This window comes from Mycobacterium colombiense, assembly GCF_003284975.1.
In the GTDB taxonomy this organism is placed as follows: Bacteria; Actinomycetota; Actinomycetes; order Mycobacteriales; family Mycobacteriaceae; genus Mycobacterium; species Mycobacterium europaeum_A.
This window is the reverse complement of sequence record NZ_QMEU01000068.1, coordinates 1-23489: the sequence shown is the minus strand read 5'-3', so window position 1 is coordinate 23489 and position 23489 is coordinate 1. Positions and strand designations below refer to the sequence as shown.

23 protein-coding genes are annotated in these 23489 nt (G+C 68.5%); 14 read left to right on the top strand and 9 right to left on the bottom strand.

Annotated elements, in window-relative coordinates:
* A partial coding sequence (locus DQP58_RS27655; protein WP_430916275.1) for a hypothetical protein occupies window positions 1-91 on the top strand: 91 nt, incomplete at its 5' end.
* A gap of 21 nt (window positions 92-112) precedes the next feature.
* The gene (locus DQP58_RS18820; protein ID WP_112709756.1) at window positions 113-496 is read left to right on the top strand and encodes a nuclear transport factor 2 family protein; all 384 of its coding nucleotides are present in this window, start codon (window positions 113-115) and stop codon (window positions 494-496) included.
* A gap of 15 nt (window positions 497-511) precedes the next feature.
* Here the strand turns inward: DQP58_RS18820 and trhA are convergent, their stop codons facing one another.
* Window positions 512-1285: a PAQR family membrane homeostasis protein TrhA gene (gene trhA / locus DQP58_RS18815; protein ID WP_112709755.1), complete on the bottom strand. Its 774-nt coding sequence runs from the start codon at window positions 1283-1285 to the stop codon at window positions 512-514.
* Between the two features lie 194 nt (window positions 1286-1479).
* Between trhA and DQP58_RS18810 the strand changes: the two genes are divergently transcribed.
* From DQP58_RS18810 to DQP58_RS18800, 3 genes are all read left to right on the top strand, one after another.
* Complete coding sequence (locus tag DQP58_RS18810; RefSeq protein ID WP_112709759.1) at window positions 1480-2268, top strand: (2Z,6E)-farnesyl diphosphate synthase; 789 nt, start codon at window positions 1480-1482, stop codon at window positions 2266-2268.
* A 47-nt stretch (window positions 2269-2315) separates the two neighbouring features.
* Window positions 2316-3686: a hypothetical protein gene (locus tag DQP58_RS18805; RefSeq protein ID WP_066860136.1), complete on the top strand. Its 1371-nt coding sequence runs from the start codon at window positions 2316-2318 to the stop codon at window positions 3684-3686.
* A gap of 249 nt (window positions 3687-3935) precedes the next feature.
* Window positions 3936-4358: a hypothetical protein gene (locus tag DQP58_RS18800; RefSeq protein WP_112709754.1), complete on the top strand. Its 423-nt coding sequence runs from the start codon at window positions 3936-3938 to the stop codon at window positions 4356-4358.
* Window positions 4359-4379: 21 nt separating this feature from the next.
* On the opposite strand, the gene coaA is transcribed toward DQP58_RS18800, so the two are convergent.
* Complete coding sequence (coaA, locus tag DQP58_RS18795; protein WP_044487112.1) at window positions 4380-5318, bottom strand: type I pantothenate kinase; 939 nt, start codon at window positions 5316-5318, stop codon at window positions 4380-4382.
* 114 nt (window positions 5319-5432) lie between these two features.
* Between coaA and DQP58_RS18790 the strand changes: the two genes are divergently transcribed.
* The 5 genes from DQP58_RS18790 (at window position 5433) to DQP58_RS18770 (ending at window position 11921) form a co-directional block, all read left to right on the top strand.
* Window positions 5433-6902: a glycine hydroxymethyltransferase gene (locus DQP58_RS18790; RefSeq protein ID WP_065055719.1), complete on the top strand. Its 1470-nt coding sequence runs from the start codon at window positions 5433-5435 to the stop codon at window positions 6900-6902.
* A gap of 143 nt (window positions 6903-7045) precedes the next feature.
* Window positions 7046-7873 (top strand): acyl-ACP desaturase, encoded by an 828-nt coding sequence (locus DQP58_RS18785; RefSeq protein ID WP_112709758.1) that lies wholly within the window; start codon window positions 7046-7048, stop codon window positions 7871-7873.
* Window positions 7874-8089: 216 nt separating this feature from the next.
* Window positions 8090-9391 (top strand): PhoH family protein, encoded by a 1302-nt coding sequence (locus DQP58_RS18780; protein WP_112709753.1) that lies wholly within the window; start codon window positions 8090-8092, stop codon window positions 9389-9391.
* A 55-nt stretch (window positions 9392-9446) separates the two neighbouring features.
* Complete coding sequence (locus DQP58_RS18775; RefSeq protein WP_112709752.1) at window positions 9447-10322, top strand: polysaccharide deacetylase family protein; 876 nt, start codon at window positions 9447-9449, stop codon at window positions 10320-10322.
* A gap of 135 nt (window positions 10323-10457) precedes the next feature.
* The gene (locus DQP58_RS18770) at window positions 10458-11921 is read left to right on the top strand and encodes an adenylate/guanylate cyclase domain-containing protein (protein WP_112709757.1); all 1464 of its coding nucleotides are present in this window, start codon (window positions 10458-10460) and stop codon (window positions 11919-11921) included.
* Window positions 11922-11931: 10 nt separating this feature from the next.
* Here the strand turns inward: DQP58_RS18770 and DQP58_RS18765 are convergent, their stop codons facing one another.
* Genes DQP58_RS18765 through glpX form a run of 3 tightly spaced genes read right to left on the bottom strand, consistent with a single transcriptional unit; the run spans window position 11932 to window position 15538 of the window.
* Window positions 11932-12957 carry a hypothetical protein gene (locus DQP58_RS18765; protein WP_112709751.1) on the bottom strand — a complete coding sequence of 342 codons (1026 nt, stop codon included), beginning with the start codon at window positions 12955-12957 and terminating at the stop codon, window positions 11932-11934.
* Between the two features lie 54 nt (window positions 12958-13011).
* On the bottom strand, window positions 13012-14427 hold the full coding sequence (locus DQP58_RS18760; RefSeq protein ID WP_112709750.1) for a class II fumarate hydratase: 1416 nt from the start codon (window positions 14425-14427) through the stop codon (window positions 13012-13014).
* A 31-nt stretch (window positions 14428-14458) separates the two neighbouring features.
* Window positions 14459-15538, bottom strand: coding sequence for a class II fructose-bisphosphatase (gene glpX, locus DQP58_RS18755; RefSeq protein ID WP_112709749.1), 1080 nt, complete (start codon window positions 15536-15538; stop codon window positions 14459-14461).
* Between the two features lie 55 nt (window positions 15539-15593).
* On the opposite strand from glpX, the gene DQP58_RS18750 reads away from it, so the two are divergent.
* From DQP58_RS18750 to DQP58_RS18740, 3 genes are read left to right on the top strand one after another with little or no spacing between them, the layout of a single operon-like run.
* Window positions 15594-16292: a DUF4245 domain-containing protein gene (locus DQP58_RS18750; protein ID WP_205869469.1), complete on the top strand. Its 699-nt coding sequence runs from the start codon at window positions 15594-15596 to the stop codon at window positions 16290-16292.
* Window positions 16293-16321: 29 nt separating this feature from the next.
* The gene (locus DQP58_RS18745) at window positions 16322-17119 is read left to right on the top strand and encodes a dienelactone hydrolase family protein (RefSeq protein ID WP_112709747.1); all 798 of its coding nucleotides are present in this window, start codon (window positions 16322-16324) and stop codon (window positions 17117-17119) included.
* 26 nt (window positions 17120-17145) lie between these two features.
* Window positions 17146-18690 carry a carboxylesterase/lipase family protein gene (locus DQP58_RS18740; protein WP_112709746.1) on the top strand — a complete coding sequence of 515 codons (1545 nt, stop codon included), beginning with the start codon at window positions 17146-17148 and terminating at the stop codon, window positions 18688-18690.
* On the opposite strand, the gene DQP58_RS18735 is transcribed toward DQP58_RS18740, so the two are convergent.
* The 4 genes from DQP58_RS18735 to DQP58_RS18720 all read right to left on the bottom strand — a co-directional run bounded on the left by DQP58_RS18735 (window position 18687) and on the right by DQP58_RS18720 (window position 21947).
* Window positions 18687-19775 carry a 3-beta-hydroxysteroid dehydrogenase gene (locus tag DQP58_RS18735; protein WP_112709745.1) on the bottom strand — a complete coding sequence of 363 codons (1089 nt, stop codon included), beginning with the start codon at window positions 19773-19775 and terminating at the stop codon, window positions 18687-18689. The two genes, DQP58_RS18740 and DQP58_RS18735, sit on opposite strands and share 4 nt — an antisense overlap.
* Before the next feature lie 72 nt (window positions 19776-19847).
* Window positions 19848-20117, bottom strand: a complete 270-nt coding sequence (locus DQP58_RS18730) for an exodeoxyribonuclease VII small subunit (protein ID WP_240629955.1) — start codon at window positions 20115-20117, stop codon at window positions 19848-19850.
* On the bottom strand, window positions 20107-21351 hold the full coding sequence (xseA, locus tag DQP58_RS18725) for an exodeoxyribonuclease VII large subunit (protein ID WP_112709744.1): 1245 nt from the start codon (window positions 21349-21351) through the stop codon (window positions 20107-20109). The genes DQP58_RS18730 and xseA overlap by 11 nt, the downstream gene beginning before the upstream one ends.
* A complete protein-coding gene (locus DQP58_RS18720) occupies window positions 21348-21947 on the bottom strand; it encodes a lipid droplet-associated protein (RefSeq protein ID WP_112709743.1) in 600 nt (199 codons plus the stop codon). The genes xseA and DQP58_RS18720 overlap by 4 nt, the downstream gene beginning before the upstream one ends.
* 89 nt (window positions 21948-22036) lie before the next feature.
* Here DQP58_RS18720 and DQP58_RS18715 point away from each other — a divergent pair, with 89 nt between their 5' ends.
* Window positions 22037-23047, top strand: a complete 1011-nt coding sequence (locus tag DQP58_RS18715) for a 4-hydroxy-3-methylbut-2-enyl diphosphate reductase (RefSeq protein ID WP_112709742.1) — start codon at window positions 22037-22039, stop codon at window positions 23045-23047.
* The last annotated feature ends 442 nt before the right edge of the window (window positions 23048-23489 follow it).

Sequence of the window (23489 nt, the reverse complement as noted above, 5' to 3'; positions counted from 1 at the left end):
TGCCGCGTATGTGTGCCGCGGCCAGGTGTGCGACCTGCCGGTCACCAGCGCGCCCGAACTGGCGGCCGCCCTGGGTGTCCCCGATCACTAGCGCGGGGTTACCCTGCGTCCCATGCCGAATGCCGCCAGGACCGAAGCGATCCGGAACACGGTCAACCGTTACATCGAACTGGTCGCCAAGGGCGGCGCCGATGATCTGGTCGAGCTGTACGCCGACGACGCCACCGTCGAGGACCCGGTCGGCGGCGAGGTGCACATCGGGCGGCAGGCGATCCACGGCTTCTACTCAGCGGTCGACGACCTGCAGCGCGAATGCGAACTGGTGACGCTGCGCGTCGCCGGCAACGAGGCGGCCTTCCAATTCCGGCTGACCGTGACCGCGGGCGAGCACCGGATGGTGATCGAGCCGATCGACGTCATGGTCTTCGACGGCAGCGGCAAGATCGCCTCGATGAAGGCCTACTGGTCGCCGGAGGACGACGTCCCCCAGGCCTAGCGGGACGTTGCGGCCTCAGCCGCCCGCCAGCCAGGCGTGGTCGCCGGTGTAGAAGACCGCGAACCACATGGCGATGTAGTGCAGAATCGCCGCGATCGCGGTGAAGGCGTGGAAGAACTCGTGATAGCCGAACGTCCGCGGCCACGGGTCCGGCCAGCGCAGGCCGTAAAAGATGCCGCCGACGCTGTAGAACACGCCGCCCACCGCCAACAGCACCATCGCGGCCACGCCGGCCTGGTGCAGGATCGTCGGAGCGAACCAGACGGCCACCCACCCGAGCACCAGATAGAGCGGCACGCCCACCCAGCGCGGCGCCGTCGGCCAGCACATCTTCAATGCGATCCCGGCCGCCGCGCCGCCCCACACGATGCACTGCACCAGCACGCCGGTGTTCTGCGGCATGACCAGCCGTGCGAACGGCGTGTAGCTGCCGGCGATGAACACGAAGATCATCGAATGGTCGAGCCGCTTCATCCGGCTGCGCGCGACGTCGGACTTCCAGTGCACCCGGTGGTAGGTGGCGCTGACCGCGAACATGGCCACCGTCGCCGCGGCGTAGACCAGTGTCGAGTGGCCGGCGCGCGGTGAGGCGACGGCCCACGACACCGACACCAGCGTCGCGCCGGTGATGATGGCCAGCCACGCCGAGACGAAGTGGATCCAGCCGCGCATCCTGGGCTTGCCCAAGTACTGGGCGGCACCCTCGACGAGCTGTTCGACGGTGTTGCCCGGAACCATCGACTCGCGGTCGGGGTCCGGGTTGGGGACGGTGCTGGTCGGGCTGCTCATGGCTCCTGTGTCTTGTCTTCGCATCTGATTTTGTCTTCGAATCTGTCGTCGCAACGCGGGATTCAGAAGTCGCCAGGGGCTGTTCAAGAGCCAGAGTAGTCAGGGATGGTTACAGCACCGTCTCGGCTGCTCAGGTGACCGGGCCGAAACGAGAACCGGTGAATAGATCACCGCTGGCAGTAGGGTGAATGGTCGTGGAAATCATTCCGCCGCGCCTCAAAGAGCCGCTGTACCGCGTCTACGAGCTGCGGCTGAGGCAGGGCCTGGCCGCCTCGAGGTCCCAGCTCCCGCGCCACATCGCCGTGCTGTGCGACGGCAACCGCCGGTGGGCCCGCGACGCGGGATACGAGGACGTCAGCTACGGCTACCGGATGGGCGCCTCCAAGATCGCCGAGATGCTGCGCTGGTGTCAGGAGGCCGGTGTCGAAATGACCACCGTCTACCTGCTGTCCACCGAGAACCTGCAGCGCGATCCCGACGAGCTGGCCGGGCTGATCGAGATCATCACCGACGTCGTCGAGGAGATCTGCGCGCCGGCCAACCGCTGGAGCGTGCGCACGGTCGGGGACCTGGAACTGCTCGGCGACGAGCCGGCCCGCCGATTGCGCGACGCCGTCGAGTCCACGCCCAGCGTCGCGCCCTTTCACGTCAACGTCGCCGTCGGCTACGGCGGCCGGCAGGAGATCGTCGGCGCGGTCCGCGCGCTGCTGAACAAGGAGCTGGCCAACGGCGCCACCGCCGAGGAGCTCGTCGACGCGGTGACCGTCGATGCCATCTCCGAGAACCTTTACACCTCCGGACAGCCCGACCCCGACCTGGTGATCCGCACCTCGGGCGAGCAACGCCTGTCCGGATTTCTGCTGTGGCAGAGCGCCTATTCGGAGATGTGGTTCTGCGAAACGCACTGGCCCGCATTCCGCCGCGTCGATTTCCTGCGCGCGCTGCGCGACTACAGCCGGCGGGATCGCCGGCACGGCAAGTAGCCACGAAGCTCTTAAGGGCCGGCCCGGCTGCGTGCCACACTTAGGACATGGCTGCGCTGTCGGCGGTGGTGTTCACGCTGAGCGCCTGGCTGGGCCTGTATCTGCTGTCCCGCGATCCGCGCAAGCCCGTCCTGGTATTGGCGGCGATCGGACTGTGCGGGTTCGCGCTCGTGGTGGGCCTGGATGCGGTTCGGACCGCCAGCCCCGCCCATGCCCAGCTGCTGAGCCGGGTCGAGATCTACCTGGCGGCCGTCCCCGGTGTCGCGTGGTTCGCGGTGCTCGTCGAGCTGTCCCGGCCCAGCGACGGCTGGCGCTCGCGCACCCGCGAGGTGTTGCTCGTGGCCGGCGTCGCCGCGCTGACCCTGTTCGGGGCGGTGCTGGCCGGCAGCGTCGACGGGCCGCTGCGGCCGGGTCACTGGGTGATGTTCGCGGTGATCTCCGTGTCGACCCTCGGCGCCGGGGCGGTCGCGTTGCGCCGCCCGCGCCGGCCGAGGCTCTCGGTGGGACTGGCCGTCACAGCGACGCTGTTCTTCGCGCTGGCCAACGCGATCCTGATCATTCCGCTGGGCCTGGTGCCCAGCTGGGTCGCGCTGGCGTCGACGAGTTGCGACGTCCTGGGGCTCGGGGTCGCGGTGGCGCTGTGGGACGCGTTCGACGAGGGCCACGCGCTGCGTCCCGACATGCTCCGGTCGTTCGCCGGTTCGGTGGCGGTGGCGGTGCTGTTCGGCGGCCAGGCGCTGATCGGGTTGGCGGTGACCCGCGACGACCCCGCCGCGCGGACCGCGCTGACGGTGCTGCTGTTCACCAGCCTGGCGATCGCGATCACCGTGCAGGTGCTCGCCGATCCGCTGGCCGGGGTGCTCGACCGGCTGGCGTTCTCGAAATCGCCTGCGCTGCGGGCGGATCGGGCCGCGCTGCGGCACACCGGGGCGGCGCTTCCGCTGCGCCAGGAGCACCCGCTCGCCGGCGTCGACGACGTCACTTTCGTGCGGCTCACCCGCCGGGCGCTGGGCCACTACGGTGACCTGAGCAAGCTGGTCGCCAGCCCGCTGACGGCGTTGCCGGTGATCGACGAGCGGCTGGCCGCCCGCGGCGCGCCCGACCAGCCGATCGAGCGGGCCAACGAACTCAAGGCGGTGCTGGCCGAGGGCATCTCGCGGCTCAAGCCGCGCGACGGCGGCGATTTTGGCACCACCGAAGAGTGGCGGTACTACAACTCGCTGTATTTCCCCTACGTCGTCGGCGTTCGCGCCTACGCGCAGAACGCCACCGCCTCGGGTCTGGATCCGATCGCGCGGCAGGCCTGGCACTGGTTCGTCACCGAGGTGCCCCAGCGCTCGCTGCACAACTGGCAGAACGCCGCGGCCCGGCTGATCGCCGCCGATCTTCGGGGACGGATCCCGGTTCCCAGCGACTAGCCCGGGTACCACGTGGGGCGCGACCGCCGGGTGGCACAGCGCGGTGCCCACGCTCCTGTGACCCGTGGGGCCACTGGGCCCGCAGACTGGCGCGTGTCAAATATTTACCCGCCGACGGGAATAGCCGGGTGAACCACCTCGTCTTTGTATCCGTGGCATGAGTTGGCAGTGCCACGAGTCGATATGGCAGTGCACTGGCGGCACCCTCAAAGCTGTTCGACCCCACCCGCCACCGCGAGGAGTAAGCACATGAGCTCTGTTACCGGCGTATCCGGCATCCCAACCAGGCCCCTCTACGACGCGACCGACTCGCTGTTGCGGTTCGCGGTGCGCGCCGACGCGACCCTGACGGGGTTGTTCGGGCTGACCATCGCGTTCCTCGCCGACCCGCTTTCGTCGCTGACCGGCCTGACGTCCTTCCAGGAGTACGGCGTGGGCGTCTTGTTCGTGCTGGCCGGGCTGCTGGTGTTCAGCCTCGGGGCGCTGCCGGACCTGCGCGGCGTCGGCATCAGCGTGTTGGTGGTCAACGTCGCATTCACGCTGGCCTCGATCGTGGCCGCGGAAGCGCTGCCGCTGACCGCTACCGGTGTCGCGCTGACACTGGCCACCGCCGCCTACACGGCGGCGTTCGCGGGCCTGCAGTACCTGGGATTGCGTCGCCTCGAGGCGTGATCGGCCAGGCCGGCCGCGGCGTCAGAGCTTGCGCAGCCGCAGCCGGTTGATGGAGTGGTCGGCGTCCTTGCGCAGCACCAGGGTGGCCCGCGGCCGGGTCGGCAGGATGTTCTCGACGAGGTTGGGGCGGTTGATGGATCGCCAGATCTCGCGGGCCGCGGCCACCGCCTTGGTGTCGTTGAGCGCCGAATAGTGGTGGAAGTGCGATTCGGGATCGGCGAACGCGGTGCTGCGCATGGCCAGGAACCGCGAGACGTACCACTGCTCGATGTCTTCGATCCGGGCGTCGACGTACACGCCGAAGTCGAACAGGTCCGACACCATCAGCGTTGGACCGGTCTGCAGCACGTTGAGGCCCTCGAGGATCAGAATGTCGGGGTGACGGACCACGTGCTTGGCCCCCGGAATGATGTCGTATTTCAGGTGCGAATACACCGGCGCGCAGGCGTAATCCGAACCGGATTTGACCGAGGTCACGAACCGCATCAGCGCCCGGCGGTTGTAGCTTTCCGGAAATCCTTTGCGGTGCATCAGGTTTCGCCGGTCCAGTTCCGCATTCGGGTACAGGAAGCCGTCGGTGGTGACCAGGTCCACCCGCGGGTGATGGTCCCAGCGCGCCAACAGAGCCTGCAGCACACGGGCGGTCGTGGACTTGCCGACCGCCACGCTGCCGGCCACGCCGATGATGAACGGCACCGGCCTGTCGGGGTTTTGCTGCGGTTCGCCGAGGAATTCGGCGGTGGCGGCGAACAATCGCTGCCGCGCCGCGACCTGCAGGTGAATGAGCCGGGCCAGCGGCAGGTAGACCTCTTCGACTTCGAGCAAGTCGATCTGTTCACCCAGACCGCGCAGGCCGACCAACTCCTCCTCGGTGAGGGCCAGCGGCGTCGACATACGAAGCGCACGCCATTGCTTTCGGTCGAACTCCACATACGGGCTCGGCTCGCTAAGCCGCGGCATGGTCCAAGTGTCGCAGGGGCGCCGAAAAGCCCGACGGCTGGGCTGGCTAAACGTGCCGCTGGATAGCGCGAGCGGCCTCGCTGTGGGGTCAGCGGGCCGACTAGTCTTGTTCTCATGTCAGCCGACTTGACCCGCACCGCCATCTCGACCACGTCACCGGGCAGCGAATATGCCGACACCGCGACCGCTGCCTACCGAGCCGCACTGCAGGTGGTCGAGTCCGTCGAACCACGCATCGCCGCGGCCACGCGCAAAGAGCTCGCTGACCAACGTGATTCGCTCAAGCTGATCGCCAGCGAGAACTACGCGTCGCCTGCGGTCCTGCTGACGATGGGCACCTGGCTGTCAGACAAATACGCCGAGGGCACCATCGGACATCGGTTCTACGCAGGATGCCAAAACGTCGACACCGTCGAAAGCGTTGCGGTCGAGCACGCCCGAGAGCTGTTCGGCGCCCCGCATGCGTACGCGCAGCCCCATTCGGGCATCGACGCCAACCTCGTTGCCTACTGGGCGATCCTGGCGACCCGGGTCGAGGCGGCGGGTCTGGCCAAGGCGGGAGTCAAGCACGTAAATGATTTGTCCGAGGCCGACTGGGAGAAGCTGCGCACCGAACTGGGCAACCAGCGGTTGTTGGGCATGTCGTTGGATGCCGGCGGCCACCTCACCCATGGGTTCCGGCCCAACATCTCCGGCAAGATGTTTCACCAGCGCAGCTACGGCACTGATCCGGACACCGGATTCGTCGACTACGGTGCAGTCGCGGCCGCCGCGCGCGAGTTCAAGCCGCTGATCATCGTCGCGGGCTACTCCGCTTACCCGCGCCGGATCAACTTCGCGACGATGCGTGAAATCGCCGACGAGGTGGGCGCCACCCTGATGGTGGACATGGCGCATTTCGCCGGCCTGGTGGCGGGCAAGGTGTTCACCGGCGACGAGGACCCCGTGCCGCACGCCCATGTCACGACGACGACGACGCACAAGTCGCTGCGGGGTCCCCGCGGCGGCCTCATCCTGTGCCAACCCGAATACGCCGACGCCGTCGACAAGGGCTGTCCGATGGTGCTCGGCGGGCCGCTGTCACACGTAATGGCGGCCAAGGCCGTCGCGCTTGCCGAGGCGAGGCAACCTGCGTTCCGGGACTACGCGGCACGGGTCGCCGACAACGCCCAGGCCCTGGCCGACGGCTTCCTTAAGCGCGACGCCCGGCTGGTTACCGGGGGCACCGACAACCACATCGTGCTGCTCGACGTCACCTCGTTTGGCTTGACTGGACGTCAAGCGGAGTCGGCGTTGCTGGACGCCGGCGTCGTCACCAACCGCAACGCCATCCCCGCCGACCCCAACGGCGCCTGGTATACCAGCGGCATCCGGCTCGGCAGCCCCGCGCTGACCACCCGCGGCTTCGGTGCCGACGACTTCGATCGAGTGGCCGAGTTGATGATCGACGTGCTGACCAACACGGAACCCGAGGGCTCCTCCAAGGCCAAGTATTCACTGGCCGACGGCACCGCCGAACGGGTCAAGGCGGCCGCGGCCGAACTGTTGGCCGCCAACCCGCTTTACCCGGGCCTGACGCTCTAGGCTCCGCCGTACCAAGGGCTACCTGAGTGGAGCCCGGTCGGCCGGTAGCCGGGGCGCAGCGGCTTCGAGGACCTAAGTCACCAGTTGGCGCGACACGACCCGGTCGATTTCATGAACCTGTGTACGCGGGTTACAGTTATCTCATGGCCGAAAGACCTGTCGCTAACGCGCTGACCCTGGAACTCGAGCCGGTCGTCGAAGCGAACATCGACCGCCACCTGTCCACCGAAGAACTCTGGTTCGCGCACGACTATGTGCCGTTCGAACGGGGCGAGAACTTCGCCTTCCTCGGTGGGCGCGACTGGGACCCGTCGTCGATGACGTTGCCGAGGCCGTTGACCGACGCCTGCGAGATCATGTTGCTGCTCAAGGACAACCTGGCCGCGCACCACCGCGAGCTGGTCGAGCACTTCATCCTCGAGGACTACTGGGGCCGCTGGCTGGGCCGGTGGACCGCGGAGGAGCACCTGCACGCCATCGCGCTGCGCGAGTACCTGGTGGTGACCCGCGAGGTCGATCCGACCGCCAACGAAGAGGCCCGCGTCCAGTACGTCATGAAGGGCTACCGCGCCGAGACCTACTCGCAGGTGGAGATCTTGGTGCACATGGCGTTCGTCGAACGCACCCACGCCGTGTTCTGCGAGAACCTCGCCGCGCAACTCGAGGAGCCCATCCTGGCCGGCCTGGTGGACAGGATCGCCCGGGACGAGCGCCGGCATGAACTGTTCTTCTCCAACCTCGTCGCGCACTGCCTCGAGTACACCCGCGACGAGACCATCGCGGCGATCGCCGCCCGCGCGGCCGACCTGGAGGTGCCCGGCGCCGACATCGACGCGTACGCGGACAAGGTGCGAAACGTCGACAAGGCAGGCATTTTCGGTCCGGAGCAGCTGCGCCAGGCGATCTCCGACCGCATCGCCGCATGGGGTGTGGCCGACGAGCCCGCCCTCAAGCAGTTCGTCGTCGGCTAAGCGATCTGCGCGCGCGGCCACAACGTCGGCGCGCCTGCGCAGCGGGCAGACGACCACGGGAGTAGCGTCGTTCTCGATGGTCAGCGTCAAGCTTTGCTGCCAGGGCGGCACCTCCCGTCACCACAACGGAAGGACCGGCCCCGGTCCTGGTGCTGCGGTTCCCGTCGACATGCCTGTGCGGGTCCGCGCGGGCTCATCCCGCTCGAGGAGCGCTACGTGACCGAAATCCGGACCTACGTGATCGACACTTCCGTGCTGCTGTCCGACCCCTGGGCGTGCAGCCGGTTCGCCGAACACGAGGTGGTTGTTCCGCTGGTGGTGATCAGCGAGCTGGAGGCCAAACGCCACCATCACGAGCTGGGCTGGTTCGCGCGCCAGGCGTTGCGGCTGTTCGACGATCTCCGGCTGGAACACGGTCGCCTAGATCAGCCCATTCCCATTGGGACACAAGGCGGTACGCTGCACGTCGAGCTCAACCACACCGACCCGACGGTGCTGCCCAGCGGCTTCCGCAATGACAGCAACGATTCGCGGATCCTCAGCTGCGCCGCGAACCTGGCCGCTGAGGGCAAGCGAGTCACGTTGGTCAGCAAGGACATTCCGCTTCGGGTCAAGGCCGCCGCGGTGGGCCTGGCCGCCGACGAGTACCACGCCCAAGACGTGGTGGCCTCCGGCTGGTCGGGCATGCGCGAGATCGAGACAGCCACCGAGGACATCGACGCGCTGTTCACCGACGGCGAGATCGATCTGGCCGAAGCGCGAGACCTGCCCTGCCACACCGGCGTTCGGCTGCTCGGCGGCAGCTCTCATGCGCTGGGCCGGGTCAACGCCGACAAACGCGTCCAGCTGGTTCGCGGCGACCGGGAGGTGTTCGGGCTGCGCGGGCGCTCGGCCGAACAGCGGGTGGCGCTCGACCTGCTGCTCGACGAGTCGGTGGGCATCGTGTCGCTGGGCGGCAAGGCCGGCACCGGCAAGTCGGCGCTCGCGCTGTGCGCCGGTCTGGAGGCGGTGCTCGAGCGCCGGACCCAGCGCAAGGTGGTGGTGTTCCGGCCGCTGTATGCCGTCGGCGGTCAGGAGCTGGGCTATCTGCCGGGCAGCGAGAGCGAGAAGATGGGCCCGTGGGCGCAGGCCGTCTTCGACACCCTCGAGGGGCTGGCCAGCCCGGCCGTGCTCGAGGAGGTGCAATCGCGCGGCATGCTCGAGGTGCTGCCACTGACCCACATCCGCGGACGGTCGCTGCACGACTCCTTCGTCATCGTCGACGAGGCCCAATCGCTGGAGCGCAACGTCCTGCTGACGGTGCTGTCGAGGCTGGGCACCGGATCGCGGGTGGTGCTCACCCACGACATCGCCCAGCGCGACAACCTGCGGGTGGGCCGCCATGACGGGGTCGCCGCGGTGATCGAGAAGCTCAAGGGCCATCCGCTGTTCGCCCACATCACGCTGTTGCGCAGCGAGCGATCGCCGATCGCCGCCCTGGTCACCGAGATGCTCGAGGAGATCGCGGGTCCGCAGTGATCGCCTGACCAGCGCGCTCGGTCCCGGGCAGGACCGCCTTCGATAAACTTCCACGGTGGCGAAACGACCCGACACCCTCACCTGGCGCTACTGGCGCACGGTGGTCGGCGTGGCGGCCGCGGTCGCGGTGCTGGTGATCGGGGGGCTCACGGGTCACGTGACCCGCGCCGACGACCTCAGCTGCTCGGTCGTCAAATGCGTTGCCCTGACCTTCGACGACGGGCCGGGGCCGTTCGACGAGCGGTTGCTGCAGATCCTCAAGGAGAACGACGCCAAGGCGACGTTCTTTCTGATCGGCAACAAGGTGGCCGCCAACCCCGCCGGCGCCAAGCGCATCGCCGACGCCGGGATGGAGATCGGCAGCCACACCTGGGAACACCCCAACATGACCACGATCCCGCGCGAGGACATCGCCGCCCAGTTCACCAAGGCCAACGACGCGATCACCGCCGCGACCGGGCGCACCCCGAACCTGTATCGCCCCGCGGGCGGGCTGTCCGACCCCGTGGTGCGCCAGACCGCCGGCCAATACGGGCTCGCCGAAATCCTCTGGGACGTCATCCCTTTCGACTGGGCGAACGACTCGAACACGGCCGCCACCCGCTACATGCTGATGACCTACATCAAGCCGGGCTCGGTGGTGTTGCTGCACAGCACCTATTCCAGCACCGTCGATCTGGTGTATCAGTTCATTCCGGTGCTCAGGGCGAACGGCTATCGGATGGTGACGGTCAGCGACCTGCTGGGACCGCGAGCGCCCGGCAGCAGTTACGGCAGCCGCGACAACGGCCCACCGGTCAACGGTCTGCACGACATCCCGCCCGCCGACATCCCCACGCTGCCCAACACGCCCTCGCCCAAACCGATGCCTAACTTCCCGATCACCGACATCCCTGGGCAGAACTCGGGCGGGCCGAACAACGGTGCGTAGCACACTTTTCGGGTCGCCCGCGGCTACGTTTGTAAGGTGATCACCGTGGGCTGGCTTCGAGATCGGCTTCCGCGACGGTGGCGCGGTACGGCGCAGCGGGCGGCCACCGGAGGGCGAAAGTCCGTTAGGCGATGGCTGTTTCAATACGGATTCGATCTCAGCCTGTCCTACGCGTTGGCCGTCGTCGAAGCGGCCGCCATCCTGATTCCGTTGCGGGGCCACACTTCCGTGGGCGCCAATGCGGACTTCGCGCGGCAGAACACTGCGCCGGTGATCCTGCTCATCGTGCTGGGCATCGTCAGTGTCGCGGTGGCCGGTGCCGTGAGCCTGGCTCCCACCGTGCGCTGGTTTGTCGCGGGCGGCGAACCCACCCCGCAACAACGCGAAGCCGTGGTGAAGCTGGCCGGGCGTCAGTCGGCGATCCTGGTGACGTCGTGGGCGTTGACCGGCGGCATCTTCATCCTGCTGAATCTCGGTGGCGGGCCGCGGCTTCTGCTGCCCATCTGCCTCGGCGTACTGCTCGGCGGGTCGGCCGCCGCCGGCACCGGGATGCTGCTCGCGCAGCGCACCCTGCGGCCCATCATGCGTGCCGCCACGCTGGGCGCCGAGCCGCGGCTGGCGGTGCCGAGCGTGTACGCCCGGTTGGTTCTGCTGTGGTTCCTGTGCAGCGCGTTCCCCATCGCCGTGATCGCGACGCTGGTCGTGTTGCGGTCGTATGGATGGCTGATCGAGAAGTCCGCGTCGTTGGACGTGCCGATTCTGGTGGTGTCGTTGGCGGCGCTGGTGCTGGGGCTGCCGACGATGATCTTGACCTCGCGGTCCATCTCGGATCCGGTCGGCGAGGTCGTCGACGCGATGGCCGAGGTCGAGCACGGCCGCATCGAAACCTACGTCGGCGCCTACGAACGTTCCCAAATCGGCCGTCTGCAAACCGGATTCAACCGGATGGTGGCCGGTCTCGCCGAGCGGGACCGGCTGCGTGACCTGTTCGGACGACATGTCGGGGCCGACGTCGCGCAGCGCGCCCTCAACGAGGGGGCTTCCCTGTCGGGCGACGTGGTCGAAGCGGCGGTGCTCTTCATCGACCTGGTGGGTTCCACCCGGCTCGCGGAAAGCCGCCCCCCGCAGGAGGTCGCCGAGGTGCTCAACGACTTCTTCCGGATCGTGGTGCACGCGGTCGACGAACACCACGGCCTGGTCAACAAGTTCGCCGGCGACGCCGTGCTGGCCGTCTTCGGCGTGCCGTTGCCGACGAACGAACCGGCATCGTCGGCGTTGGCGACCGCTCGTGCGCTGGGCTCCCAGCTGCGGCGGCTACCGGTCGATTTCGGCATCGGCGTCTCCGCGGGGCGGGTGTTCGCCGGCAACATCGGCGCTGAGAACCGCTACGAGTACACCGTGATCGGCGACGCCGTCAACGAGGCCGCGCGACTGGCGGACCTCGCCAAAACCTCCGACCGGCGCATCCTGTGTTCGGCGGGTGCCGTCGATGCCGCGGGGGAGGCCGAGCGCAAGCAGTGGGCCGAGTGCTATTCGACGGTGCTGCGCGGGCGATCCGAGGCCACCCACGTCTCGGCGCCGACGGGCTCCGCTGGCTAGCCGATCCGCGTCAGGACTTCGAGACCTTCAGCGCGGCAATGATCTTCCCGATGAGGCCCGCCGAAGCGGCGTCACCGATGGGGGTGCTGCCGATGAAGACGGTGACCGGCTTGGTGTCGACCGCGATGATGGTGACGGAGTCGCCCTTCACGTTGCGGCTGGGGTCGGCGATCGTGACGTCGGCGTCGACGCGGACCGCCTTGGTGCCGTCCACGGTGATCGACGACGACTTCGTCGGCCCGAGCGTGGGCTGGGCGTTGGCGTAACCGGGGCCGGCGACGATGCATTGCATCAACTTCGTGGCCTGCGCCGTAAGGTCCATGCTGGCAACGAAATTGGTGACGCCGACCTCGGCCGTCATCATCCACTGATTGGCTCCGGGCACGTCCTGGGCGACACCGAGCCCGCCGATCAGGTTCGGGCCCTGGTCGTCGGAGAACACCGTCCACCCGCCCGGCGCCGCGCCGGCCGGGAACGACAGCTTGCCTGCGGCGATCGAGTCGGTGCGGGGCATCTCGCCGCCGGACACGTTCGGGGTGCAATCCGTCGCGTTCTGTGCGGAGTTCTTCGGCGGGGAGGCCGACGTGCTCGTGGTCGAGGGCGTGGCGGCCGGCTTGTTGTCGTGGCCGCCCCGCATCACCAACAGCGTCGCCACCAGCGCGATCACCGCGAGCACGACCAGACCGGCGACGATCAACCACGGCAGCTTGGACCCGGACCCACGCGGCGGCGGTCCCGGGGGATACGGGCCGCCCGGGCCCCCCGGCGGAAACTGCTGTCCGGGTTGGGGATACGGCTGGTTCGGGTAGGCGGGGCCACCGGGCGGCGGATACGGGTACGGGCCACCCGGCGGGTAGGCGTAGGGACCGCCTTGCGGATAGGGCCCGGGGCCGCCCTGCGGGTAAGGGCCGGCACCACCCTGCGGGTAGGGCCCGGGACCGCCGGCCGGCGGCTGCGCGCCCCAATTCGGGTCCTGCCCATACGGATTGCTTCCGTAGGGCCCCTGGCCGTAGGGGCCACCGGGAGGAGCCGTCATGGAAAACCACCCTTACTCTCGTCGAGCACCGCCGTCATCGGATGATGGGGTGGCTCAGTCTTCGGGCTTGACCTTGGCCATCGCCAGCACGTCGAGCCGCCGGTCCAGTTCTTCTTCGGACAGCTTCTCGCCGATCAGGCCGCGATCGATCACCGTCTGGCGAATCGTCTTGCGCTCCTTGAGTGCCTGCTTGGCCACCGCGGCGGCCTCCTCGTAGCCGATCGCCGAGTTCAGCGGCGTCACGATCGACGGCGACGACTCGGCCAGCTCGCGCAGGTGCTCCACGTTGGCCGCCAGACCGACGATGCAACGCTCGGCGAACAGCTTCGACACGTTGGTCAGCAGCTTGAAGGACTCCAGGATGTTGCGGGCCATCATGGGGATGTAGACGTTGAGCTCGAAGGCACCGGACAAGCCGCCGACGGCCACCGCGGCGTCGTTCCCGATCACCTGCGCGGCGACCTGGGTAACCGCTTCCGGCAGAACGGGATTGACCTTGCCCGGCATGATCGAGCTGCCGGGCTGCAGATCGGGCAGCTGGATTTCAGCCAGGCCGGTCAGCGGGCCCGATCCCATCCAGCGGATGTCGTTGGCGATCTTGGTCAGTGACACCGCGATGGTGCGCAGCGCGCCGGACGCCTCGACCAGCCCGTCGCGCGCCGCCTGGGCCTCGAACGAGTTTGCGGCCGTGCGCAATTCGCTGAGGCCGGTGGAGGCGACCAGCGTCTCGACCACCTTGGCGCCGAAGCCGTCGGGGGCGTTCAGGCCGGTGCCGACCGCGGTGCCGCCGATGGCCAGCTCACCGAGCCGGGGCAGGGTCGCGCGCACCCGCTCGATGCCCGCCTCGATCTGGCGGGCGTAGCCGCTGAATTCCTGGCCGAGCGTCACCGGGACGGCGTCCATGAGGTGGGTGCGGCCCGACTTGACCACGGTGCGCCACTCGCGGGCCTTGCCGGCCAGCGCGTCATGCAGCACCTCGAGTGCCGGAATCAGATGGCGCACAGCGGCTTCGGTGGCCGCGATGTGGGTGGCGGTGGGGAAGGTGTCGTTCGACGACTGCGACATGTTGACGTCGTCGTTGGGGTGCACCGTCACACCGTTGGCGGCCGCGATGCTGGCGATCACCTCGTTGGTGTTCATGTTGGAGCTGGTGCCCGAACCGGTCTGGAACACGTCGATGGGGAATTGGTCGTCGTGCTGCCCGTCGGCGATTTCGCCGGCCGCGGCGATGATCGCGTCGGCCTTCTCCGGCGCCAGCAGCCCCAGGTCCTTGTTGACCTGCGCGCACGCGCCCTTCAGCAAGCCCAGCGCGCGGATCTGGGTGCGCTCCAGGCCGCGGCCCGAGATCGGAAAGTTCTCGACGGCGCGCTGGGTTTGCGCACGCCACAACGCCCTTGCCGGTACGCGGACCTCCCCCATGGTGTCGCGCTCGATGCGGTACTCGGTGTCATCAGAGTCGTTCAAGGCCATAGATGGGTCTTCCTCGTTCTTGGATCGGTGGTCAGGGCAGGGGATAGGCGGCGGAGCTATCGCCGGTGAAGTCGATGGCGGAGTACTCGTTGAGCTTCGAAAGCCGGTGGTAGGCCTCGATCATCCGGACGGTGCCCGACTTCGACCGCATGACAATCGACTGGGTGGTGCACCCGCCGGGGTAGTACTGGACGCCCTTGAGCAGGTCACCGCTGGTGACCCCGGTGGCGCAGAAGAACACGTTCTCCCCGGACACCAGGTCCTCGGTGGTCAGCACCCGGTCGACGTCGTGGCCGGCGTCGATCGCCTTGTGGCGCTCCTCGTCGTCCTTCGGCGCCAGCTGCGCCTGGATGGCGCCGCCCATGCACCGGATGGCGGCCGCGGCGATGATGCCCTCCGGCGTGCCGCCGATCCCGGCCAGCATGTCGGTGCCCGACAAATACCGGCACGCCGAGATCGCTCCCGCCACGTCGCCGTCGGTGATCAGCCGGATGCGGGCCCCGGTGGCGCGGACGTCCTCGATCAACTGGGCGTGCCGCGGCCGGTCCAGGATGCACACGGTCATGTCGCGCACCGACAACGCCTTCACCTTGGCGACGGCCCGGATGTTCTCGGAGATCGGCGCGGTGATGTCGAGCACGTCGGCGGCCTCGGGCCCGACGGCGATCTTGTTCATGTAGAACACCGCCGACGGGTCGAACATCGCGCCGCGGTCGGCCACCGCCAGGACGGAGATGGCGTTGGGCATGCCCTTGCTCATCAGCGTGGTGCCGTCGATCGGGTCGACGGCGAAGTCGCACTCGGGGCCGTCGCCGTTGCCGACCTCCTCGCCGTTGTAGAGCATCGGCGCGTGGTCCTTTTCGCCCTCGCCGATGACGACGACGCCGCGCATCGACACGGTGTTGACCAGCTCGCGCATCGCGTCGACGGCCGCCCCGTCACCGCCCTCTTTGTCGCCGCGGCCGACCCAGCGACCTGCGGCCATGGCCCCGGCCTCGGTGACGCGTACCAGTTCCAGAGCCAGGTTGCGGTCTGGGGCCTCACCGCGCGGTCTGCCCTGCGCGGGGGCCCCGCCGGCGGCGGCGGTCGAGTGGTCACCCTCAACTGTCATGGTTGCCGATTGTCCCAGAAGCGGATCGGTCCGCTGGAACTGGGATACTTGGGGGATGACGGAGGAGCCGCCGCTGAATTCCCAGCGTGATGGGAGCGCCTCCGGCGCGCCGCCTCCGCAAGCGGGCCCCGCCCCCAGGCCGGCCAAACCCCGGTTGTTGCAGGACGGCCGGGACATGTTCTGGTCCCTGATACCGCTGGTCATCGGGTGCATCGTGCTGGCCGGCATGCTCGGCATGTGCTCGGTCCAGTTCGGCCACCACCAGGGCCCCGTCCCGTCGTATGACGCCGGTGCCGCCCTGCGCGCCGACGCCTCCGCGCTCGGCTTTCCCATCCGCCAGCCGCAGCTGCCCACCGGCTGGCAGGCCAACTCCGGCCACCGCGGCGGCATCCAGGGCGGCCGGACCGACCCCGCGAGCGGTCAACGGCTGAACGCGCCCGTTTCGGTGGTCGGGTACATCACCCCGACCGGGCTATACCTGAGCCTGACCCAGAGCAACGCCGACGAGGACAAGCTGGTCAATTCGATTCACCAGTCGGCCTACCCGACGGGGACCGTGGACGTCGGCGGCACCGGTTGGGTGGTCTATCAGGGCTCCGGTCAGAACGGCGCAGACGCCGAGCCGATATGGACGACCCGGCTGCCCGGCCCCGGCGGCGCCACCCAAATTGCGATAACCGGCGCCGGAAACACCGATCAGTTCCGTACGCTGGCGTCGGCGACGCAATCGCAACCGCCTTTGCCGAGCCGCTAATCCACCAGCGCAAGCAGAGGGGCGTCAACGTGACTGCACCGGAGGCTGATCTGTCCGGATGGTCGGCGGCGCCGTTTAGCGCCGGCGGCTACACCCATGACGTCTATCGCAAGGGCAGCGGCCCCGGGGTGGTGTTGATTCCGGAGATCCCGGGGATCCATCCGGGCGTGCTCACCCTGGGTAATCATCTGGTGGACAACGGGTTCACCGTCGCGATGCCGTCGTTGTTCGGCCAGCCGGGCAAGGCCAAGACGGCAGGTTACCTCCTTGGCGCCATCGGACGTGCTTGTGTGGCAAGGGAATTCGCGGCGCTCGCGCTGAACAAGCAGCGACCGGTGGCGTCGTTCCTGCGTGCGCTGGCCCGTGACCTCAACGCGTCGACGCCGGGCAAGGGCGTCGGGGTGATCGGCCAGTGCTTCACCGGCGGCTTCGCGCTGGCCGCGGCGGTCGACGACAGCGTGCTGGCGCCGGTGCTGTCGCAGCCGTCGGTCCCGTTCCCGCTCGGAGCGGCGCGGCGCCGCGACCCCGGCTTGAGCGAATCCGAGCTGGCCACCGTGGCCGACCGGTGCGCCAACGACGGCCTGTGCGCCATGGGATTGCGGTTCAGCGAGGATAAGATGGCGCCCGGTGAGCGGTTCGCGACGCTCAAGCAGCGCCTCGGCGACGCCTTCGAGGTGATCGACATCGATTCGGGCCCCGCCAATCAGCACGGCTTCGGCAAGATGGCGCACTCGGTGCTCACCGAGGAGGTCCGCGAGCTTGACGGCCATCCCGCCTACGAGGCGCGTAAGCGCGTGGTCGAGTTCCTCACGCAACGCCTTTTCTAGGATCATTCAGGAGATTTCGCACGCTCATGGCTAACGACGATCTGGTGGTCGAAACCGGCTACGGCCCGGTCCGGGGCATCGAAGAAAACGGCGTCAAGGCGTGGAAGGGCGTTCGGTACGCGGCGGCGCCGGTGGGCGACTTGCGTTTCCGCGCGCCGCGGCCGCCCGCGCGCAGTGCCGACGTCGCCGACGCCACCGCGTTCGGTCCGGCCTGCCCGCAACCGGTATTTCCCAACATGCCACTGGATCTGGGCGGCCCGCAGGGCGAAGACTGCTTGCGGCTCAACGTTTGGGCATCGTCTGACACCCAGCCCGGTGACGCCAAACCGGTGATGGTCTGGCTGCACGGCGGCGCCTACGTCCTGGGGTCGAGCAGCCAGACGCTGTATGACGGCCACAGGCTGGTCAGCCACGGCGACGTCGTCGTGGTGACCGTCAACTATCGGCTCGGGGTGCTCGGCTTTCTCGACCTGTCGTCGTTCGATTCCGGTGGGCGCCATTTCGACTCGAACGTCGGGCTGCGCGACGCGCTGGCGGCGCTGGAATGGGTGCGCGACAACATCGCCGCGTTCGGCGGTGATCCGCGGCGGGTCACGCTGTTCGGCGAGTCCGCCGGGGCCGGGATGGTCACCACGCTGCTGGCCAGCCCGGCGGCCGAGGGTCTGTTCGCCCGGGCGATCGCGCAGAGCTCGCCCGCCACTTCGGTGTACGACCGCGAACGTGCCGGCCGGGTGGCCCGGGCGTTCCTCGACCGGCTGGGAGTCGCCCCGACCGAGTCCCGGCGGCTGATCGACATCCCGATGGCGGCCATCCTGACCGCGACGCAACAGGTGTTCGACGAAGTGCCGGTGCGCAATCCGGGCACGCTGGCGTTCGTCCCGATCGTCGACGGCGATGTGGTCAGCGACTATCCGGTCAAGCTCGCCCAAGAGGGCCGCTCACATCCGGTCCCGTTGATCATCGGCACCAACAAGCACGAGGCGGCGCTCTTCCGGTTGATGCGCTCGCCGCTGATGCCGATCACGCCGAGCGCGATCACGTCGATGTTCAACCAGATCGCCGCCGAACAACCCGATCTGCAGCTTCCGACCGAGCAGGAGATCGGTTCGGCGTATTCGCGAATGCGGCGCAGGGCACGGAGTTTGAGCATCGCGACCGACGTCGGTTTCCGAATGCCGTCGGTGTGGCTCGCCGAGGGGCACTCCCGCGTGGCGCCGGTGTATCTGTACCGGTTCGATTACGCCACACCGTTGTTGAAGCTGCTGATGGTTGGCGCCGCTCATGCCACCGAATTGCCGTTCGTGTGGGGCAATCTCGGCGCGCCCAAGGATCCCACGCTGAAGCTGGGCGGCACCAAGGCCGCCAAGGCGGTGTCCAAGCGGGTGCGTACCCGCTGGATCAACTTCGCCGCGCACGCCACGCCCGCGGGCCCCGCCGGCGACCCGGCGTGGCCGTCGTATGCCGAGAATGACCGTGCGTGTCTGATCATCGGCCGCCGCGACGCCGTCGCGTACGACGTGGACGCCGACATCCGCGCGGCCTGGGGGAGCGACATGGTGAGCTTCCGCTAGGCGGATGCCTTGCCCACCAGCGCGTGCCTTTTCATCTGGTCGAACATCTCGACGTAGTACGACAGGCATTCCGACAGCGCCTGCTCGGTGTTGAATAGGGGCTGGTAACCGAGGTCGCGCGACGCCTTGGCGATCGAAAAGAAATTGTCCAGATACAACCGCTCGACGGCGAGCGGTTCGAGCAGTGGCGCCGGTATCCCGAATCGGAAGTGCAGCCGCTGCCAACCCGTCATCGCCGCGCGCACGATGGGCCCGTTCACCCGGACTCGCGGCCACTTCTCTCCGCACGCCTCGACCACCGGCCTCGCGAACTCGAACATGTTGATGGGCTCGGCGTCGTTGATGAAGTACGCCTGGCCGGGCGCGGTGCCGCCGGGCGTCAGGTGTTCGGCGGCCAGGATGAAACCGTGAATCAGGTTGTGCACGTAGGAGTTGTCCAACCGGGCCGATTTGCGGCCGATCAGCACCTTGACATGGCCGGCGATCACGCTTTCGAACAGCTTGCGGAACATCGTCTGGTCGCCCCGGCCCCAGATGCCGCTGGGGCGAATCGCACACGTCAACAGTCCATCAACACCGTTCTGCCCCAACACGAATCGCTCGGCGATCACCTTGGTCTCGGTGTAGAGGTCATTGAAACGGTTGGTGTAGGGCAGCGTCTCGTCGCCTCCTGCGATGTTCTGACCCCCCATGACGACGCTGTTGGACGAGGTGTAGACGAAGCGCTGTACCCCGGCGGCCTGCCCGGCGCGGACCAGGTTCTCGGTGCCGCCGACGTTGACCCCGAAGCTGCGCTTGCGGTACTCGTCGGTCACCGATGCACCGCCCATCAGGTCGATGATCGCTGCGGTGTGGAAGACGGTGTCGATGCCGTCGACCGCCTGGGCGCACACGGCCGTGTCGGTGATGTCACCCTGCAGCACCTCCAGCTGCGGATGCGCCGGGAGCGGCGAGGGCGCACGGTCGAAGGAACGCACGAAATGCCCGCGGTCGAGCAAGGTGGACACCAGGTTGGCGCCGACGAAGCCGGAGCCCCCGGTGACCAGGACACGGCCGAGTTCGGCCGTCAGCGATGGATCACCCATGGCCTAAAGCATAACTGAAACGTGTTCCAGTTCGGAAAAAGATTGTCATCCAAGCCCCTGATGTCGCCGGATTCAGGCATCCTCAGGCTCGCCCGCCGCGAGCGCATCCTCGATCCTCTTGCGGGCGCCAGCTAAGTGCTCCTCGCACCGTTTAGCCAGTTGCTCGCCCCTTTCCCAGAGCTTCAGCGATTCATCCAGGTCCAGGCCGCCCTGCTCGAGCACCCGCACGACTTCGATCAGTTCGTCCCGGCAGGCTTCATACGCCAGGTGACTAATAGGTGTAATTGATTCGCTCTCCTGAGGGACGGCGGCGTCGTCCCCGCCGTCGTTTTTACGCGCCATCGGAGGGTCCTTCGCTCACTGCGGCCACGGCGCCGTCGGCCACCCGCACCCGCAGCCGGGTGCCCGCCGGCGCGTCGTCGACCGACCGGAGCACCTGGTTCGTCGGCCCGATGGTTTGCACCACGGCGTAACCGCGGGCCAGTGTCGCCGCCGGCCCCAACGTGGCCAGCCGCGCGCGCAGGTGGCCGACCCGCTCGGTCTCGGTGGCGGCCAAGCGGGTGATGTCGCGGCGCATCGCCGAGCGGGCGCGGTGCACCTCCTCGGCGCGCGCCGTCAGCGCCGCCAGTGGCTCGGCCAGTACCGGGCGACTGCGGATCTGGGACAGAGCCCGTTGCTCGCGGGTCACCCAGTTGCGCAACGCCTGCGCGCTGCGCCGGCGCAGATCGTCGAGCAGCCGCTGCTCGGCGGCGGTGTCGGGGACGACCTTCTTCGCCGCGTCGGTGGGGGTGGCCGCGCGCACATCCGCGACCAGATCGCACAGCGGGTTGTCGGGCTCGTGGCCGACCGCACTGATCACCGGGGTGCGGCAGGCCGCGATGGCGCGGCACAGCGTCTCGTCGGAGAACGGCAGCAAGTCCTCGACGCTGCCACCGCCGCGGGCGAGCACGATGACGTCGACCTCGGCGTCGCGGTCGAGTTCGCCCAGCGCCTCGACGATCTGGGCGACCGCGTTCGGTCCCTGCACGGCGGTGTTACGCACCGCGAAGCGCACCCCGGGCCAGCGTGCGGCCGCCACGGTGGTGACGTCGCGTTCGGCGGCGCTGGCCCGCCCGGTGATCAGTCCAATCATGTTGGGCAGGAAAGGGATCGGACGCTTGAGCCGGGGATCGAAGAGTCCTTCGGCATCCAGCAGCCGGCGCAGCCGATCGATGCGGGCCAGCAGCTCACCCACCCCGACGGCGCGAATCTCGGACAGGCGCAACGAGAAGGTGCCCCGGCCGGTGTAAAACGATGGCTTGCCGCGCACCACCACCTGCGTGCCCTCGGCCAGCTTCACCGGCGCGTTGAGCACCAGATCGCGCGGACAGGTCACGGTCAGCGACATGTCGGCGGCCGGGTCACGCAGCACCATGAACACGGTTTTGGAATCCTGGCGCATCGAAATCTGGGCCAGCTGGCCCTCGACCCAGACGGTGCCCAGCTTGTCGATCCAGCCCGCGACCCGGATGGCCACCGCGCGCACCGGAAACGGATTCTCGGCGGAGTTCGGTTCGGAGGTAACGGCCGGGGTCACTTCGCGTTCGCGCGGGTGATCCTGTTGGCGAGCAGCGTCTGGAACGGTGCGCGGCCCTTGGTGGCCTGCTCATAGGCCAGCAGGGCTTCGAGCTCGTCGACGCTGAGCGACTGCAGACGCGCGCGCAGCTGCGCCAGCGTCAGCGACGTGTAGTCCAGCTCGGTAACCACTTCCGGTTGCGGAACCGAGGCGCCGGCCGCCGGCTTCTTCGATTGCCGGGCGGGCCGGGTCAGGGCGCTGGCGTCCTCGTGCGCGTCGGCCACGGAATACAGGGCGAACCGGCCCTCGGCCCTGCGCTCGCCCTCGCCGCCGTCCTGCAACGCGCCGGACGCCCCGTCGGCCGCGTCATCGATGTCCTCGTCGAAGGTCGCCCATTCCGGCTTCTCGTCCTTGGGAGGGAAGATCGATTCGAGGGTGCTATCGCCCTTGATAGCCAGCTCGGCGAGGTTCTGCTGGAAGCGCATCACGATGTGCGCCGCCTGGCTGGCCAGTGTCATCGGGTACATCAGGATGGTTTTCGGCAGCCTGATGGTCTCTTCGACCGCGACTGTTGCCGCGCCGACCAGCAGCCGAACTCCATACGGTGCAGTGCCCATGGGTCCAAGATTGCCCTAAGCGGCGGCTAACTCCAAGCCCACCGGCGCGAGCTGGCAAGCCCGTGTCCGCGGTAAGTACCCTGGACGTCATGCCGCCGACTATCGACATGGGGATTCCCGGCCGTGTGGGAGGACCAGCGCGTTCGGCAGCCGGCGACCCAGTCCGCAAGCGAGTGCTCCTGGCCGAACCGCGCGGTTACTGCGCGGGCGTCGACCGGGCCGTGGAGACCGTGGAACGCGCACTGGAAAAGCACGGGCCGCCGGTCTACGTGCGTCACGAGATCGTGCACAACCGCCACGTGGTCACCACCCTGGAAAAGGCCGGCGCGGTGTTCGTCGAGGAGACCGACGAGGTTCCCGAGGGGGCCATCGTGGTGTTTTCCGCGCACGGCGTGGCGCCCACGGTGCACGCCGCGGCCGCCGACCGGAATCTGCACACCATTGACGCCACCTGCCCGCTGGTGACCAAGGTGCACAACGAGGCCAGGCGTTTCGCGCGCAACGACTACGACATCCTGCTGATCGGCCACGAAGGCCACGAGGAGGTCATCGGGACCGCGGGGGAGGCGCCCGACCACGTGCAGCTGGTCGACGGGGTCGCCGCCGTCGACAACGTGACCGTGCGTGACGAGAACAAGGTGGTGTGGCTCTCACAGACCACGCTGTCGGTCGACGAGACCATGGAAATCGTCGAGCGGTTGCGGCAACGGTTCCCCAAGCTGCAGGATCCGCCCAGCGACGACATCTGCTACGCGACCCAGAACCGCCAGGTGGCGGTCAAGGCGATGGCACCCGAGTGCGAGCTGGTGATCGTCGTCGGGTCCCGCAATTCCTCGAATTCGGTGCGGCTGGTCGAGGTCGCCCTGGGCGGCGGGGCCGCGGCCGCGCATCTGGTGGACTGGGCCGACGACATCGACCCGGCCTGGTTGGAAGGCGTCACCACGGTGGGCGTCACCTCCGGGGCGTCGGTTCCCGAGGTCCTGGTCGAGGGCGTGCTGGCACGGCTGGCCGAGTGCGGCTTCGACGTGGTGCAGCCGGTCACGACCGCACAGGAGACCCTGGTGTTCGCGTTGCCGCGGGAGATCCGGTCAGTTCGCTGAGCTTGCGATCGGTGCTAGACGTCGTATTCCCAGGATTCCGCCGGCGACCGTCCATGCGACCGGCCGGGCGTCCGCGTGCGGCTGCGCCGCTCGGTGTGCGGCTCGCGGGGCGGTTCCTGCGAACCGGCGCCCCGGTAGCGGACCTGGGAGATGGGGTGATGGGTTCCGTTCGAGCCGGTTGACGGGGGACGCCGGCGCCTCGGTTCATACGGCGGCTCGTACGGTTCGCGGCTCTCGTATCGGCCCCCGGAAGTCGGGCCGCTCGGCGGCTCGTACCTGTCCCCGTAGGGCTCGAAGCCGTCGAAACGGCTGCTCCGCGGGGTGGGCCTTTCGTAGGGGCTGCGGCGGGTGCGGGGTTCGCGACGCGGTTCCCGGGCCGATTGGCCACGCGAATCGGCGTCGGCGTCAGGCCTGGGCCGGCGGCGGGACCGTGGGTGGCCGC